Source organism: Nostoc sp. FACHB-190, assembly GCF_014696905.1.
GTDB lineage: Bacteria > Cyanobacteriota > Cyanobacteriia > Cyanobacteriales > Nostocaceae > Nostoc_B.
Window position 1 is genome coordinate 73,234 of the sequence record NZ_JACJQW010000026.1, and the last position, 16,897, is coordinate 90,130.

10 protein-coding genes are annotated in these 16,897 nt (G+C 40.8%); 1 reads left to right on the forward strand and 9 read right to left on the reverse strand.

Features of this window, described 5'->3' with window-relative positions; translation table 11 throughout:
• Window positions 1-78: 78 nt before the first annotated feature.
• The 3 genes from sppA to H6G28_RS24320 form a co-directional block, all read right to left on the reverse strand.
• Window positions 79-1,914: a signal peptide peptidase SppA gene (gene sppA, locus H6G28_RS24310; protein ID WP_190674920.1), complete on the reverse strand. Its 1,836-nt coding sequence runs from the start codon at window positions 1,912-1,914 to the stop codon at window positions 79-81.
• 164 nt (window positions 1,915-2,078) lie between these two features.
• Entirely contained in the window at window positions 2,079-3,128 is a 1,050-nt protein-coding gene (gene fni, locus H6G28_RS24315) for a type 2 isopentenyl-diphosphate Delta-isomerase (RefSeq protein ID WP_190674924.1), read from the reverse strand.
• A gap of 447 nt (window positions 3,129-3,575) precedes the next feature.
• The gene (locus H6G28_RS24320) at window positions 3,576-8,291 is read right to left on the reverse strand and encodes a DUF2225 domain-containing protein (protein WP_206758267.1); all 4,716 of its coding nucleotides are present in this window, start codon (window positions 8,289-8,291) and stop codon (window positions 3,576-3,578) included.
• 497 nt (window positions 8,292-8,788) lie between these two features.
• Here H6G28_RS24320 and H6G28_RS24325 point away from each other — a divergent pair, with 497 nt between their 5' ends.
• Window positions 8,789-9,877 (forward strand): HEAT repeat domain-containing protein, encoded by a 1,089-nt coding sequence (locus H6G28_RS24325; RefSeq protein WP_190674928.1) that lies wholly within the window; start codon window positions 8,789-8,791, stop codon window positions 9,875-9,877.
• A 150-nt stretch (window positions 9,878-10,027) separates the two neighbouring features.
• Here H6G28_RS24325 and H6G28_RS24330 read toward each other — a convergent pair whose 3' ends face one another.
• The 6 genes from H6G28_RS24330 to H6G28_RS24355 all read right to left on the reverse strand — a co-directional run bounded on the left by H6G28_RS24330 (window position 10,028) and on the right by H6G28_RS24355 (window position 16,863).
• Window positions 10,028-10,450, reverse strand: a complete 423-nt coding sequence (locus H6G28_RS24330; protein WP_190674930.1) for a rubrerythrin family protein — start codon at window positions 10,448-10,450, stop codon at window positions 10,028-10,030.
• 532 nt (window positions 10,451-10,982) lie between these two features.
• On the reverse strand, window positions 10,983-11,582 hold the full coding sequence (locus H6G28_RS24335; RefSeq protein ID WP_190674932.1) for an HMA2 domain-containing protein: 600 nt from the start codon (window positions 11,580-11,582) through the stop codon (window positions 10,983-10,985).
• 319 nt (window positions 11,583-11,901) lie between these two features.
• Window positions 11,902-12,207 (reverse strand): DUF5132 domain-containing protein, encoded by a 306-nt coding sequence (locus H6G28_RS24340; protein ID WP_190591426.1) that lies wholly within the window; start codon window positions 12,205-12,207, stop codon window positions 11,902-11,904.
• Between the two features lie 70 nt (window positions 12,208-12,277).
• The gene (locus H6G28_RS24345) at window positions 12,278-14,623 is read right to left on the reverse strand and encodes a heavy metal translocating P-type ATPase (protein ID WP_190674933.1); all 2,346 of its coding nucleotides are present in this window, start codon (window positions 14,621-14,623) and stop codon (window positions 12,278-12,280) included.
• A gap of 192 nt (window positions 14,624-14,815) precedes the next feature.
• Entirely contained in the window at window positions 14,816-15,691 is an 876-nt protein-coding gene (locus tag H6G28_RS24350) for an HMA2 domain-containing protein (protein ID WP_190674936.1), read from the reverse strand.
• A gap of 32 nt (window positions 15,692-15,723) precedes the next feature.
• Window positions 15,724-16,863 carry an HMA2 domain-containing protein gene (locus H6G28_RS24355; RefSeq protein ID WP_190674939.1) on the reverse strand — a complete coding sequence of 380 codons (1,140 nt, stop codon included), beginning with the start codon at window positions 16,861-16,863 and terminating at the stop codon, window positions 15,724-15,726.
• Window positions 16,864-16,897 lie beyond the last annotated feature (34 nt).

Sequence of the window (16,897 nt, forward strand, 5' to 3'; positions counted from 1 at the left end):
TCAGTCCATTGACATTGGAAGCTTCAACCAATGGCAGTTTAACATCAAAGATACTTGGTTTATCCGTATAGCAATTACTTACTCGATTTTTAAATTAAACGGCAAACGAGCATAAACCCCATTAGGATCATTCATGCTTTGAAATATCTCTAATTCTTGTTGCAGTTTTTGGAATTCTGCGGTGAGAGGGTTGGTGGCTTTGATTTGTTGTTGTCCCTGGATTTTTAAAGCTGTGCTGGCTTCTTCCACGGCTTTACCAAATAAAATTTCGTTGAGGCTATTTTCTTTGGGATATTCTTTTAACTGCCAATTATTGCCTAAGTTGGCTTTTTCGGCTGCGTATTTCACCGCCGCATTCAGTCCACCAATTTCATCTACCAAACCAATTTGTTTTGCAGCCACACCAGACCAAATTCTACCTTGAGCAATTTCGGCAACTTTTTGTTCTGGTAATTTGCGTCCTTTGGCAACTTTATCGAGGAATATGCTGTAAATTCGGTTGACGCTACGTTGATACAGTGCTATCTCTTGGGGTGATTTGGGACGAGCCACAGTTTGAGCATCGGCGTAGCGGGCTGTTTTGACTACATCCCAAGTGATACCATTATCATTTGCTAGTTTTTGTCCGTTGAATAGGATACCAAATACACCAATTGAGCCAGTGATGGTATTTGGTTCGGCAAAAATTCGGCTAGAGTCACTTGCAATCCAATAACCACCAGAAGCGGCGACATCACCCATAGATACTACTACAGGTTTAACTTCATGGGTTAAGCGAATTTCCCGTTGCATGATTTCGGCGGCTGTGGCGCTACCACCAGGACTATTAATTCTTAAAACAACGGCTTTAATATTTTTATCTTGGCGGATTTTGTTGAAGATTTTAGCAAAGCGATCGCCACCTACTTGTTCATTATCACCGCTACCATCAACAATTTCGCCTTCGGCATAGACTACAGCAATTTGGTTTTTTGATGCTTGTTCGGCTTTGAGGGATTTATTAATAACTTGGGAGTATTCTAGAATGTCAACTTGGCGGAAATTTTTCTCATTTTGATCGCTATCGGTGAGTTTTTTCAAGTCTGCAACTACTTGATCATGGTATGCAACTTGATCAACTAAACCATTGGTTTTCGCTGCTGGTGCTTCGACTATGGCTTGATTATCGGCGATCGCTTGCAATTTTTGCGGGTTAATTTTGCGGCTTGTACCTACTGTAGTTCGCCACTCGCTCCACACGTCATCCAGTAGTTTCTGGGTTTGTTCGCGGTTTTCTGGACTGAGTTTGTTTAAAATGAACGGTTCAACAGCGCCTTTAAATTTGCCAACTCGCACAACCTGTACACCAATACCAAACTTTTGCAATGCACCGCTTAAGAACATTGGTTGGCTACCCAAACCATTGATTTCTATTGCACCCAAGGGATTGAGAACTACGGTATCAGCCACAGAACTGAGATAATATTCTTTTTTACCCCAATCTTGACCATAAGCAACTACTTTTTTCCCGGCGGCGCGAAATTCTTCTAAAGCTTTGCGAATTTCTTTCAGGGAAGCAAAGCCTAAATTTCCCCCGGAACTATTACTACCATCTATATATATACCAACAATTTTTGGATCTTGTTTGGCTTGGTTAATCGCATCTAGAACTTTGCGGAGTGTGATTCTGTCTTCTGGAGTCCCTGATAATGTTCTTTGTAATTCTTCACCCGCAGTTGGTTCTCGATCGGTAATATTCAAAGATAAGTCAAACACTAATACAGACTTGTTTTTGACTACTGGACTCACCTCTTGAGTAGCTGCGATCGCAAATAGGAGTAAAAATAGTCCTGTAGTCCCAATCCCAAAGAAAATAAATAACCCCAGTAAGCTACCAATCACACTGGCAGCAGTTTGTTTAACAAAATTAGTCATTAGTCTATCAATTTTAGATTTTAGATTGTCTCTCCAGAAAACTCTGGAGACCTTTAGCGTTCAGGAATTATTGGACTGATGGTGAGTGATTGACTACAACAGCTAAACTCTTTTGGGAATTGGGCTGCGTATTAAATCCTACCTCTGACGCTTAACTCCTGACTTTATTTTAGGCGTTGTAAACTGCCAGAATGTTTTAACTGTTGTAAGTTAGTATTCCCTGTACAAAATAGCACTGTGACAATTTCAGCCATTAAAACTTCTACTAACTCTGAAATTGCTGTTTCTGAAATTACCGCCGCTTGCAAAAAAGGCATTGCTAAACCTGCGATATCTGCACCTAATGCGATCGCTTTGGCAACATCTAAGCCATGACGCAAGCCACCAGAGGCAATTAAGGGAATATCCGGTGCGATCGCGCGTACACTTGTAATACATTCTGCTGTTGGGATGCCCCAATCTGCAAATGTTCTGCCTAACCTGCGTTGCAAGTCATTTTCTGCACGTTCACCCTCCACTTTTGCCCAAGAAGTACCCCCCGCACCAGCAACATCAATTGCCCTCACTCCAGCCGCCATCAATTTTTCCGCCATTGCACCGGAAATACCATTACCTACCTCTTTCGCAATCACCGGTACATTTAACTTACTACATAAATTAGTGATTTTGTCAATTAAGCCGCGAAAATTCACATCCCCTCTAGGTTGAATGCACTCTTGCAGAGGATTAATGTGCAGAATCAACGCATCAGCTTCTAGCATATCGATGATTCGCAGACATTCATCTAAACCATACTTATAGTTCAGTTGCACAGCGCCTACATTGGCAAACAACAAAACATCCGGCGCATATTTACGCATCGCAAAAGTATCAACCACCTGGGGTTTTTCTACAGCTACCCGTTGAGAACCGACACCCATCGCCAACTTGTAGTGCTGACAGACTTCCGCTAAACGTCGGTTAATGATTCCCGCTTCCTCAGTTCCACCAGTCATGGAAGAAATGAGTAATGGTGCTACTAGGTACTTGCCTAAAAAATTGGTGCTGATATCAATATCGTTGCGATCGATTTCTGGTAAACAACAATGGCTAAAACGATAACTTTCCAATCCATTGGTAATTTCACGGCACTGAACGTCTTCTTCCAAACAGATACGGATATGATCTGCCTTACGCGACTGAGTTGGTTCTAAATTGCTAGTAGGGGCTTTCACAGGTAGATATGACTCACAGCAGTTGTCATCACTATTCTAGGGCTTTGATAAAAAGGTTAGAGCAGGTGATAGGTGATATAGCAATCCTATTTGATTTGTGAACGTTGAGAGGCTCAGATCCCCGACTTCTTTAAGAAGTCGGGGATCTTTTAGTTTACAAATAATTTAGGACTGCTATAGGTAAGCTAAACCACATCTAGTAGTCTGCCAAGAGAACTTTGTGTGGTGGCTGGCAGAGGGGCAGAGGGGCAGGGGAGAGAGTACCTTCATTCCCCCCTGCTCCCCTGCTCCCCTGCTCCCTTACAGGGTCTACACAGCAATATTGGGTTGGTGGACTACTAGTTTACATAACGGAAATGCCAATAACTCTTGTGGGGTGGGCATCTTGCCCGCGTTAATTCTAATTGTGTAAAAGCTCGAATCGCACTTAAGATAAGAACTCATTCATTACAACCCATTGCCCATTAAAATGAATGGAGACCAATAGTATGGGTGTGCATAGTTCTTGGCATTGTCTTGATTTCTTGGAGATACACCTGGCTTTGGTCTGGCTTCAATTCCACCACGTTGTTTATCATTGCCTTTATTAGATTTATTCGCGTGTAATAAACTCAATTGTGCTTGGCGTAATGCTTCTGATTTTGCCATTTTACCAGTAGCTAAGTTTTTATAAAATTCTTGCATTAATTGGGCAGTACTAGCGTCACTAACTAACCATAAAGAAGCAATTACAGATTTAGCACCTTCTTTCATAAACTCATAAGCCATAGAGTTAATTTCTATCCCATCTTGCTCAAGTGACTCAGCAAGGGCGGTACGACAAGCAGACAATACAACTAGATGAATTTTGCCCAATTCTCTCAACTTTTGAATTTGAGATATGGTTAATTTACCTTCTCCTGAAAGTATATATGATTCGTAAGTTTTAGCTTTTTTATCACGATATACAAATTCACCATGAGTAGCCAAGTGTAAAATTTGCTTACCAGCAAGATTATCTCGTAGAGTCTTAAAGTCAAATTTTTGATTGAGGAACTTTAACCCAGAATAAACTTTAAAAATGTTATCAATCTCGGTTGGTACATGTGTTAGAGGTGCTGATCCCTCTACAGAGTCAGATACACCCATCGCTAATACTTGAGTATCTTTGGTTGCTTTTAGATTAGGTGTTGCAACATCTACAAGTGGTGATGAAAGGATATTATGAACTCTGTATTTCTCAATTAAATATTGTTTGCCATCATACAACGCACTCATGGGAACATAACGCACTACCCTATCAAGGGCAAAGACAAGATTTTTCACTGGATTTGCGTTCAATTCTGGTTCTAAGGGTTTAATTAGCAAGTTATACAGTTTTTGACTAGCTTGTTGTATTTTAGGAATATCAGCAGATGTACAAACAACACCATATTTTTCACAATGTTCCATCAAATCACGAAACTCTTGGACTGCTTTTCCTAATTCTTTTCTGCTAATTTTAACTTCAACAGCCTTATGTACTCCTCCAGGTGCAGTTAATAGCAACCACATTTTATCTTCTAATACAAAAGGATAAATCATCACTGTACCCGGTTCGGCTTCCACTATTTCTCTAGCTTTATCCTTATATGTTGGGTCAAAAGCAGCACGATCTAGAGAAATTCTGGAACTTATTTCCTTTTCAATTGCTTTTAAGTCTTCATTGTATTGTGTATTGATAGCGTCAACTTGGTCTAGAAGTTGACTTTTTTCGCTGGGAGAACATTTATTTTCCTTTCGATCACATTCTTGAATTTGTAATCCCAAAGCGATTAAAGAGTTATTTCTTACTTGGGTTCTCGCTTCTCTGAGGTCTCGTATATTAATTAAATCTAAAACCTGCTGTGCTTCTGCTGTACGTCCTTGTTTGAGTAACAAATCGGCATATTGACGGTAAATATCAACGGTTTTTACTCTATCAAAATCAGCTATTTGTTCCCAAAACGATGCTTGTAAGTCTGGTGTCAGTCCTTGGAAACCACGTCTGATTTCCTCTGCACGAGTGAAAGCTTCTCTCAAGTTTTTAATCGCTTCTTCAGGTTGATTTAAATCAGCATAAGCGCGACCTAAGCCAGCATATATATCTGAATCAGCACCTACCGCTTTCGCTGAAACTTTGATTGATAAAGCTTGTTTATATGTGTTTATTGCGTCCTGCTTTCTGCCAAATTTGCGATGAATATGTCCTAAAAGTGTCAGTGCCGTTTTTTCATCTTTAGGACTTTGGGCTTTTCTAGTAAGTGCTAGTAAAGCTTGGGCTGATTCCATAGCTTTTTGATCATTATTTAAATCACCATAACCTACACTTAGTACTATATTTGCTAACATTTCTAGCCAAATCATCTTCTTATTTTGGGAAATAGCTAACCCTTGATTAGCAAATTCAATAGTCTTTTGTGGTTCACCTTTAGCAAAGTGTACATAAGCAAGTAAAAATAAACTCATACCCTCCAATTGGGGATTTTGCAGTTTCTTGGCTGTCGAATTTGCTTGTTGAGATAAATCGAGAGCTTGTTGATAATCTACAACTGGGGATATGTAAAATGCTGCTTGATCAACTAATGTACGAAACTCAGATGACGGATTTGTATCTTGCTTGGCAATTTTTAAGCTTTGTTGTAATATTTCCAAAACTTTCTGCAAGTTACCTTGAGCAGTATAAACATCTTTGAGAATATTTAGAGCATCTCTTTTCAGCTTAAGATTTTTAGTTTTGTCTGCTTTCTCTGACAGTAAATTCGCTAATTCTGTAGCTTGTGAATAATTTCCCCTTGCGACATAGATTTTAGCAAGTTCCTGCAATGCGTCTACTTCTATCTCAGTATTTTTAATTTGTTTAGCTATATCTAAAGCTTGTTGAGTAAGTTTAATAGCCTGATCAAATTCTTGTCGCGCAGTATATACATCACCTAAACCAATTAATGCTGGTGCTTTTAGTTCTGGTTTTTTTAATGTCTCTGCCAAATCAAGACGCTGTTGGGCAAATTTTAAAGCTTTATCATATTCTCCTAGTGCAATATAAGACCCACTCAAATTCCAAAAAACAAAAGATTTTCTTTGCCAAGCATTAGCCTGTTCATCTTCAGGTAATTTTTTAATATCAACCACTTCTATCTTTATTAAAGCTTGATCCAATAATTCAATAGCTTTTTGGTAATTTCCTAGCAGATTGTTGCTACTGGCAATATTTAATAAAGCTTGCACTTCCGAAATAGGTTTTTGAAGTTTTTGGGCAATGTCTAACCGTCGCTGATTGAGTTCAATTTTTTTGGTTTGATTTCCTAGTGACTGATAAACTCCATCTAGAACCAACAAAGCAAAATTTTCTGCTTCTAAATTTTCAGACTGTTGGGCAATTTTGAGACCTTGTTCAGCAAACTCCTGTGCTTTTTTTAAATCTCCTAAATCTAGATGGATATTTCCTGTTAAAGTATAAGCTCGGCTTTGGATTTTATTTACATCCTTTTCATCTGATTTTTGTTTCAAATCTCTAGCAATAGTTAATGCTTCTGGTGCTAATTTAATGACTTTGTTGGCTTCATTAATAGCAGAAGAATAATCTTTTTTATTTTGAGCAGAGGAAGCAATTAAGTAGTGCGATCGCATGGTTACTATCAGAGTTTTTAGCTGCATATCCTGAGCGTTAACTGCTGTAAAAAGATTTAATGCTTGCTGATAAAACTCTAAAGCCCGTGCTTGATCATCTTTGAAAGAGTAAGCATTACCTATAAATAAGAGAATGTTACCTTGTACTAACTTCTTATCTGTCTTTTGTGTAGTCTGTAATTCTTGCTGATAAAACTCTATGGCACGGTCATATTGTTTTTGATTACCGTAAGTATCCGCTATATAAGAGAGAATCTGTATTTCCAGCGATTCATTTTTTGCTTTTCTGGCTAAAGGAAGTGCTTGCTGATAAAATTTCAAAGCTGAATCATATTGTTCCTGGAGAAAGTAAGAGCTTCCTATTTGATTGAGAATTTTACCTTCAAATGCACTGTCATCTGTGTCTTTTGCAGCCACAATTGCTTGTTGATAAAAATTAATTGCTTGTTGATATTCTTTCTTTCTAAAATAACAATCTCCTATCCCAGCAAGAATATTAGCTTTAAAAGACTTATCTTTTACTTCTGGCACAAATACTAGTGCTTGCTGGAAAAATTCTAAAGCGCGGTCATATTTTTCTTGCTTAAAGTAAGTACTTCCTATCCATTGAAGAATATTACCTTGCAAGGATTTATTATTTGATTTTCTAGCATTAGCTAATTCCTTCTGATAAAAGGCTATATTCTGATCATATTGTTTGAGATTGTTGAAAGCATCTCCTATTGACGCTATGATATATTCTTCTGCTAGGCTAATTCCCGCTTCTCGAATTAGAGGTAAAGCTTGCTGATAATACTGTATTGCTTCTTTATATTGCTTTTGCTTTTCATACATCGTTCCTATCTGCTGCAAACTTCTACCTTCCCAAGCAAGGTTTCCCACCTCTCTGTTTGCTATCAATGATTTTTTGTACCATTCCAAAGCACGAGGATAGTCATCTGCATTCCAATAAACTTGCGCTATTCTAAATAAGGTAAATCCTTCTTGAAACTTGTCTTTTAGTTCTTGGTGTAGCCCTAGTGCTTCCTGTAAAAGTTTCAAACCCTGTTCTTGCTTTTTCAAGAAAACATAAGTAAATCCCATTTTACTAAGAGTGACTGCTTCACCATTTCTATCTTTTACCTCGCGGCGAATTGCTAAGGCTTGTTCTAGAATTTCCAGCGATTTTTCGTCTTGTGATAAAGCAAGGTAAACCCCACCCAAAATATCTAGAGTTTCTCCCTCTCCAGCGCGGTCTTTAATTTCTTTACGAATTGTTAAAGCTTGTTGTAAAATTTCTAATGCTTTGTCGTTTTGCTGCAACCCGTTGTAAACCAGTCCAATATTATTCAGAGTTTGACCAATTCCGGCTTTATCCCCCATCTGTCGCCGTATTTCTAGCACTTGTTGATAAGTCTGCAACGCTTTGGGATATTCCCCGCGCCGATATTGCTGTACGCCTTCTTGAAACAGCTTATCTGCTTCTACTTTCCGGGTATCACTTGTCTGGGTTTGAGCCGAAGCCTGTGATATCAGCGTCTGGCTTGTTTTAGACAAAGAGGGAACTGCAATTGACAAAAGCAGAGAAGATGTAATCAAGACTACATACTTTAATCGAAAATTCATGATTTAACCCCTTAAATATTCTTGTTAACAAAACTTATAATCAGTATTATTAGTGTTTTTACTGAGAAATATTAGATTATTATCTTACATCTATGTATATTTCTGGATGAAGAAAGGTATGCAATTTTTAACGCCAAATTTGAGCTTTACAGAAAAATCAAGTCTCTAGCAGCCTAAAAACCGTATACTACTGGCTCAGGTAGAGTTAAGAAACAGTAACGGCTGGAATTAAGGCAAAAAGAGAAATTTAACAACTAAATAATTCAACAGACACAGCACTTGCGTAAGTGTCACAATTGGTAGTTGGTGCGTAATGACAATGTGTAAGTTCTCACACCCATTCACCACAGACAAACTTTGTGCGTAAGTCCTAAATGTATTTGTCCATCAAGATTTTGAGTGGTAATATAAAATACTGAGGAGACAAAATGGCATTCCTGTATACAGAAGTACCTTTTATGGCAAAACACATTGATTTCAACTTCTGGGCTAAAGTTCCTAATTGGTTGTTAGCACATCGCGTAGCCGTAAGTGTGTTGACTTTTGTATCACCTTTAATTGTCAGTAGTATAAGTAATCAAACTTTGGCACAAACTCCCAATAGTGAGAGAGTGGATCAGTTAATCCAAGGTTTGAGCAACGAAGATTTATTAGAACAACTGAATATTGTTACAGCTTTAGGCAATGTTAACGACAGAGAGTTTAGCAGTGAAACATTAGATAAACTCAAGCTGGCCTTGGTAAACCCTGATTGGCGAGTACGCAGTGGTGCAGCTTTAGTGTTGTCTCAAAAAGGTGGTTTATTAGTTAAAGATGCTTTACCTACTTTAGTCAAGACTCTGCAAGACCCAAATTGGTTTGTCCGTAGTAGTGCAGCCAGAGCTATTGGTAATATTGTTGCTGAAGATACTGGTGATTCTAATGGCGCAAATACGGTGATTGAAGCTGCTAAGTTTTCCAGTTATCTGGTTGATGCGCTGCAAGATTCTGACTTTTCGGTGCGTTTTAGTGCAGCGACATCTTTAGTCAAGTTAAATACTAAATCTGCTTTTATCGTATCTCGCTTAATTTCCAATCTCAGCAATACGAATGATCCTCAAACTCGCCTTGTGACTGCGGAAAACTTAAATAACATTAGTACTGAAGTTACTCCTATTCTTCCAAATCTTGGGAGAGCCTTAAAACACGGCGAACCATCAGTAAGAGCGTTAGCTTTGGAGACTATTGGTAGTATCAGTACAGATACTAGTGCAACTTTGCCTTATTTAATCCAAGGTTTGCAAGACCCAGATTGGACAGTGCGTAGCAAAGCTGCTAGAGCAGTTGTAAGAATAGTTACAAATCTTCAAGAAAAATCCAGAGCGAATTTTTTCACTGCATCTGACTTGAATGCCATAGATGAGTTGCAAACAATTCAGCAAATTTTACAAAACCCACAAAACCATTTTTATAACAACGAAAAAGCTGGGGTGAGTTTAGCTATTAATGCTCTGCAAGCAGCAAGCAGGAATAGATAATCTGAATTGACAATATCCCCGACTTTTTTGAAAAAGCTGGGGATATGATTATATTCTAGGACTTACGCAAAAGTATGAAAAAACATACGCTCAACAGATAATTAATGCTGGAAAGGGGCGCACCTCTGAACGGTTACTATCAAATACAAGTTAGAAGTTCAGTGAGTCTAAACCCTTCTGAAAACGTCCAGCATTTGATCTGGTAGCTTTAGCTACCGTCTCGAACCATTCCGCGATGTCGTTGAACCCTTCTTCACGAGCAATCTTGGCAAAGTAAGGATACAACTCTGTGTAGTTACTTGTCTCTTCATCTACAGCAAATTTAAGGTTGTCCTCAGTTCTACCAGTTGGCAAGTTAGTTAAGGGAGCGCCAAAAGACTTTGCATGATCTAAATGACCGAGAGCATGGCTGATTTTCTTCTCTGCGGTATCTTTATATATCCCAGCTATGTCAGGATGACCTTCCTCATCAGCAACTCTAGCAAAATCTAAATAAAATTTATTTTCTAGATACGCTATAGCAAAAGCGTTCTTTAAATTTTCGTAGGTTTTACTACTTTTAATATTAGTCATAGAAAACTCCTCCTTGTGTTTTTATGATTGATTCGCCACAAGACATTAATCCAGTACAGAATACTATTGCAGCAGCATAAATAGTTAGTTGCCTGCTTTAAGCTTCTAGTTTGATAAATGCTTTGGTGGAAGCTGTATGAAGTGCGCTTCCTATACACTTCATGCTTTTAATATTTCAAAGTTCTTATCAGAACACAAGGTCAGTTAAGACAGTTAAGGAAATTATTGAGACATTTAAGATAAGCGAAGAGGTGGCAACGAGGAAAGGTCTACTCGGTGCAGATCAGCAACTAAAATCAGGTTACGCGACTGCTTTAGGATATCCACCGAGATAAGTTCATGACTTACGTAAGCGTCACAATTGGCGGTTGGTGCGTGACGCTATAAATCTGATAACTACGTTCAAATCTTCTCGTTGCGTCACACACCCTAAAGAAAAAATATGCCAGTTGCGTAAGTCCTCAATTTCTCTGCGCCTTTGCGCCTCTGCGTGAAACAGTTAATCCCGCATTTATGCAACGCCAATTTATTTTTACTGTTTCTCAGACACAGTGATGGGTTCTGGTTTTTTGACTCCATGCAGTTTGATGAAACTATCAAAGGCGTACCATGCCAAAACATACCAAGGGATAATTTCTAGTTGCAAACCTTTAACTAGCAACTGTCTCACCGATAAACATCCCAACGCTAAAGGAAAGATAAAGCGTAAATCAACTACGCCATTTGTGGATTTTTCGACTTGTTCGTTTAAGTCAAAAACCGCATTAGCGACTGTAGCTGCTGCTTCGGAGTGGCTTTCGCTACCGGTGGTAACATCAGCGAAAATGATGCCAATATCTTTGAGTGTAGCTAAGACATTTTGCCAGCTTTGATTGTTGCGATCGTGATGAATGACGATACTACCATTTTGGATATTAGTATTTACCTGATTGATATTGGGTTGAGCGTTCAACATCTTGACGATGCGTTGCATTTCCCCAGTGTGGCGATGAGATGGGGCTATTCTTAAGCGTAGTCTGCCTGGGGTATCGCTGATGATTTTGGTCGAGATAGGCTGGGATGGCGTGTTCAAGGTATTTGCCTCCACAACTTTCGGCATCATAGTGACATTACCATGATTATTTGTAAACACATCCACCCTCCTGAGTAATACTTTGAATCCTATTTGGTTGATAAATTATGTTGCTCAGATCCCCGACTTCTTAAAGAAGTCGGGGATCTTTTGATTTAGTAACGATTAAGAACTGCCATATCTGATGAATAGGAAAGTTTGAAGTATTGAGTCTGCAACTTGATTCTTCATCCTTTCCAAAACACAGCCTAGTAGTCTGCCAACAGAACTTTGCGTGGTGGACAGCAGAGGGGCAGGGGAGAGAGTACCTTCATTTTCCCCTGCTCCCCTGCTCCCTTGCTGGGTCTACACAACAATATTGGGTTGGTGAACTACTAGCTTATGCACCATTATCAGATGCGCTGTCCACTGGGGTCGCCGCAGCTTCAAATAATGGGGTTTCTCTGTCTTCAGCGAGTTCGGCTTTGGCTTCAGCTACGATGTCTTCCCAGGTTTCGCCTAGTTCTGCAAATGCGCCTTTGCTTTTTTCGTAAGCGACAATTCCGCCTTTGATGATGCTCTTAGCAATGGGTTTACCAATGCCGGCGACAACAGGAATCAGGACGGGTGCAAGTAGAACTGCACCGATACCAGCTATAATTCCAGGAGCGCCAGCATCTTCAACAAAATCAGTAATTTTCGGCATAGTTAGTATCTCCAGTTAAATTGAAAAATTGTTAGAAAGCTATCTAGCTTAATCTACCCAAGGTCTGATCTCATCTTGCTGATGGTAGAGCTTTCTTTGGGGAATTTTTAAGAATTGGACGCAAGCCGTTAACGCCTGCAACGATTGTCGAACCATTGTTAACTACCGTTGCACCTAGGGGGTTTAGTCCAAATAGCACTGCGATCGCCATTGCGGCAATATTAGGAATAGCAACAATACTGGTGTTTTGGCGAATGAGTTTTTTGGCGTTGCGTGCGAGGGCGATCGCTTCTAAAATTCCACGTAAGTCGTTTTCCATCAGCACTACGTCTGCTGTCTCACGAGCAATTTCGGAACCGTGAGCAAAGGATATAGAAACATCGGCAAATGCTAAAGCTGGGGAGTCGTTAATTCCATCTCCCACAAAGGCAACTGTTTTACCTTGTTCGTGCAGTTCACGAACAACGGCAGCTTTTTGTTCGGGGAATGCTTCTGCGTGGGTATTGGCTGGGGCAATTCCGAGTTCTGCCGCTACAGCTTTAGCTGTGCGTTGGTTGTCGCCGGTGAGCATGTGAACTTCTACACCTTCGACGCTCAACAGGTGGTTAATTACTTCTCGTGTTTCAGGACGCAGAATATCACTATATCTTATTCTACCGAGAAGTTGCCCATTACTCGCCACATAAATCACAGAATTAACGCGGTTAACGTTGTTGAGGGCTTCCATGTTTACGCCTTGTTGACGCAAGAAGCGTTCGCTACCAACATACACAACCTCGCCATAAATTTCTGCTTCCACACCTAAACCAAGTTTGTAATTCCACTTGCTACGGCTAGGAATCACAACTTTTTGAGCTTCGGCATAACGAATGACAGCCTCCGCAACTGGATGTGTTAACCGTTGCTCGGCGGCGGCGGCGATCGCTAAAACTCTATCACTGTCAACTTCAGGATTGAAACTGTCAACACCAATAACCGCAACTTCGCCCTTAGTTAAAGTACCGGTCTTATCAAAAACGATGGTATCAACTTCTGCCAGTTGTTCTAAGGCGCGACCACTACGGATGAGAATACCGTGGCGGGCGGCATAAGTCAAAGCTGCCAAGACTGTTGTCGGCACAGAGACTCTGATCCCCGTAGCAAAATCCAGGGTGAGGACGCTGGCGGCTCTGGCGGCGTTACGAGTAATTGCAAATACGCCTGCACCTAGTAATAAGGTGGGTAGGACTGCTTTTTCGGCAATTTTAATGGCGCAGTTTTCCATCCTTGTGTCATGGACGGGGGCTTCTTCCATGAGTTTGATGCTTTGTCCGGCGCGGGTATCGTTACCTACCCGTTCTGCCAAGATATAGATACTGCCTTCTCTTACCAATGTGGAAGCAAATACAGGTTGTCCTTGAGTTTTTAAGACTGGGACTGATTCACCAGTGAGTTTCTGCTCATCTAGTAAGGCTTTACCCCGCAGAATACTGCCATCTACCGGGACTTGTTCACCAGGATAGACAATTACCGTGTCACCACTCTTGACTTCTTTGATAGAGACTTGTATCTTTTCACCACCACGTTCTACCCAGACAAATTGCCCTAAAGAATTGAGCAAGTCTAATGTCTGCATTTTAGAAGAACGGGCAGTGCGATCGCGGATATTTTCGCCAATTTCAATTAAACTCAGCATCAATGCAGGTGTCAGGAATTGACCTTGGACTGTAGTAATCACAATTGCCAAGAAGTCCAAGACATCAATTGTCAGTCTTCGCTGCATTACTAATCCAACGATGGCTCGTTGAAATACAGGTAATGTTGCTAAAGCAATGGTTCCAGCCACCATGACTGGCGGTACAGATAGCCCCAACGGCCCACCTAATACTGCTAGTCCAGTGGCTACCATCGACAGTTGCAAACCTGGCCAAGTGCCTTCTTCTGCATCCTCTTGGGATTTCTGATTTAGAGGCTTTTTCTGATCCAACAGCACAACATTGGCATCATTAGCTGTCATAATCAGACAACTCAGACGCGATCGCATTTTGGCATCGTTGACTTGACTTGCTTTATAAGTCACAACTAACGAGGCCGCCGCAGGTTTAATTCTGACGCTGGTAATCAGGGGATCAACTTCCAACAAAGTTTGTAGACGCTGCATGTATGCGGTGTTATCACGCAACTGTGGGATACGCAACCGCATTCTTCCGGGAACTGCGTGGACAACGTTATAGACAACCTTGGAAACTGGCTGATGAGTGCGTCTATTGAAGTTAGCAAGAGTTGCTTTGCCGTTAGACTTGTGAATTGGTTGGGCTAAAATCACTGGGCTGACGGTTTCGTAAGGTTTCGCACCCAAAGGTACCTCTTCTTTAACTTCAATTTCCGAAGATTTTTGAACTGCGGGCGATACTAGTTGTGCTGTCAATGGTGTCATTCCTGATCTCGCTAAAATGATGAAAGACTGGATTTATAAGGTAGTCGGCTCTCATACCAAATTTTGGCTCTTAGATTGGAATCTAGATTTATCAATCATTCCAACCAAGTTGGTAGCTATATTTGAGAGCGAATTTCTCTCTCCAATCACTGAAGACTGGTGAGTTACTGCAAAAAATTTACTGATATGTTGTTAAATTCTGCTGGTTGGGTTGGCGGCGATACCTGCCGTTGCTTCGTTGGCAGATTGAATCAAACAAATTAAATATGTTTTGGCTGCTGCTTCCACACTGTGTATTCGCTCTTGAGAGTCTCGCAGTTTTCCAGTGTTATAGGTAATCACCAATGAGGCTGCATCTTTATTGATGCGCTCACTTGTCACCACTGGATCTGCTTTGAGCAAGTTCTCTAAGCGTTGCACATAATGGCGATCGCGCGATATTTGCGGTATGTGAAACCTAATTCGTCCAGGTATGGCGTGAACGATATTATAGGCTACTTGAGTGCTGAGTGCTGAGTGCTGAGTGCTGAGTTTTAAGTGCTGAGTTTTAAGTGCTGAGTTGTGCGTCACCGAAGTTTGCTCAACGGGGGTTATCTCCGCACAGGACTTCTCGCTGAGTGCTGTACACTGAGCGGACTTGAAGTGTGAGTGCTGAGTAGTTTGTTCTTCCTCTGCACCTCTGCTCTCCTGTACCTCTGCTTCCTTGCTCTCTGTCTCTTCTACTTGAACAGTATCAGCAGTCTGCAATAGACTCGCTAAATTTGAGCGCATTTCAAAGTCAGACATCATCCCTGTTTTGTAGGTAATGACGACTGATCCCGCTTTTTGATTAATTTGCTGATTAATCACCCATTCTTGCTCTTTGATTAACGCTTGGAGGCGTTGCAAATATTGGGGATCATCATTAATCTGGGGTACGCAAAATGCGACTGTACCGGGAAGTGCCGCAGTAATACTATAAGCTACCTTGGCAGATGGTTGATGGGCGATTTGGTTTGGTTTGGCTGCTATTTTCCAGGGGCTATGCCCAGGAGGCTGCGAGGCCGATGAGGATACAGAACCCTCCATTTTCATCCTCCTGTGTTCCTTCACGGAACGATCTACAACGGAAAGTTCGCCATATAGGCTAAAGAAAAAGACATAGCTGCGGGCTTCATCTCAGCCCAAATACTCGATATGTTTAGATTGTTACTTTCTGCTGATGTTTTTGTTGTATCAGCCGATACAACAATCTGAGTATTTTGTTTTTCCGGCTGTTGTGGTGCTGCGATTTGAACACTAGGTGCAGCCGGATGAGGTTGCAAAGCTAATTCCATTAGTTTTACCCAATGGCTGAGAGCAACTTCACCTGGATGATATGCGATCGCAATTGAGGCTGCATCACAATTCATCCGCACGTTAGTTACATAAGCATCGCTTTTCAATAACCTTTCCAGCCGTCTCGCATAAGCATGATCCTGGGCAATGCGGCTGACATTAAACCTAATTCTGCCCGGAATGTGATGAACTACAGTGTAGGCAATCTTGGCTGACGGTTTTACGTCTTGCGTAACTTGTTCAGCAACAGGTTTAGTTACTGTTTGTGTCAATTTCGGTTGTCTGGTTGTGGTATTTGGTTTTACAGATTGGCTATTGCTGTCTGACTTAGCAATTTGCGGTTCTAGATAGCCGATTACCCGACGTGTGGCATCTGCGGTAATCATATAGACTGGAATCGATGCAAATCCACTAATCCCTAGACCTCCTGTAACTGCTAAACCAGTCATCAGAGGAATAAAGGAAATAGTTTGCTCCATCCAAAAGTCTGGAGATTTCCACACTGCAAAGGGATCTTTGCTGCTCATTGATTGAGGCGAATTTGGGGAAGGGTAAATATTCAGTTTTTCTAGTATTCCCAATATCTGAGGTAATGTCAAATCATTTTCGTCAAAGTTAACGACTAAACTCCCTAATTGCCCGTTTGTCGTAACTTCTGTGACTCCTTTGTACTGTTGTAAATGTTGGGATACTAATTCTAAGCTTGCGTTTAAACTGCCGTCAGTAGCGCGGATACGAATGCGACCGTGGGTTGCATGGATAATTTCTAGGCAACCAGTTGGTAAATGCGTCTCTAACTTTGCAGTTGCCAAACTAGTATGTCTATTTACTTGTAATTGATCACTGTGACGCTGAGTAGAGATTAAGTCAGGAGACAAAGCCTCTTGCGGACTTACTCCACGGCTACTGAGAGTTTTTGTCATTTACTCGATAGTTGCACCAAGGCTCAAAGGTTAA

What these genes read in the sequence shown, in the direction of transcription:
- sppA (WP_190674920.1), bottom strand. Translation starts at nt 1,914, where the DNA reads ATGACTAATTTTGTTAAACAAACTGCTGCCAGTGTGATTGGTAGCTTA.
- H6G28_RS24355 (WP_190674939.1), bottom strand. Translation starts at nt 16,863, where the DNA reads ATGACAAAAACTCTCAGTAGCCGTGGAGTAAGTCCGCAAGAGGCTTTG.
- H6G28_RS24340 (WP_190591426.1), bottom strand. Translation starts at nt 12,207, where the DNA reads ATGCCGAAAATTACTGATTTTGTTGAAGATGCTGGCGCTCCTGGAATT.
- H6G28_RS24345 (WP_190674933.1), bottom strand. Translation starts at nt 14,623, where the DNA reads ATGACACCATTGACAGCACAACTAGTATCGCCCGCAGTTCAAAAATCT.
- H6G28_RS24350 (WP_190674936.1), bottom strand. Translation starts at nt 15,691, where the DNA reads ATGGAGGGTTCTGTATCCTCATCGGCCTCGCAGCCTCCTGGGCATAGC.
- H6G28_RS24325 (WP_190674928.1), top strand. Translation starts at nt 8,789, where the DNA reads ATGGCATTCCTGTATACAGAAGTACCTTTTATGGCAAAACACATTGAT.
- H6G28_RS24330 (WP_190674930.1), bottom strand. Translation starts at nt 10,450, where the DNA reads ATGACTAATATTAAAAGTAGTAAAACCTACGAAAATTTAAAGAACGCT.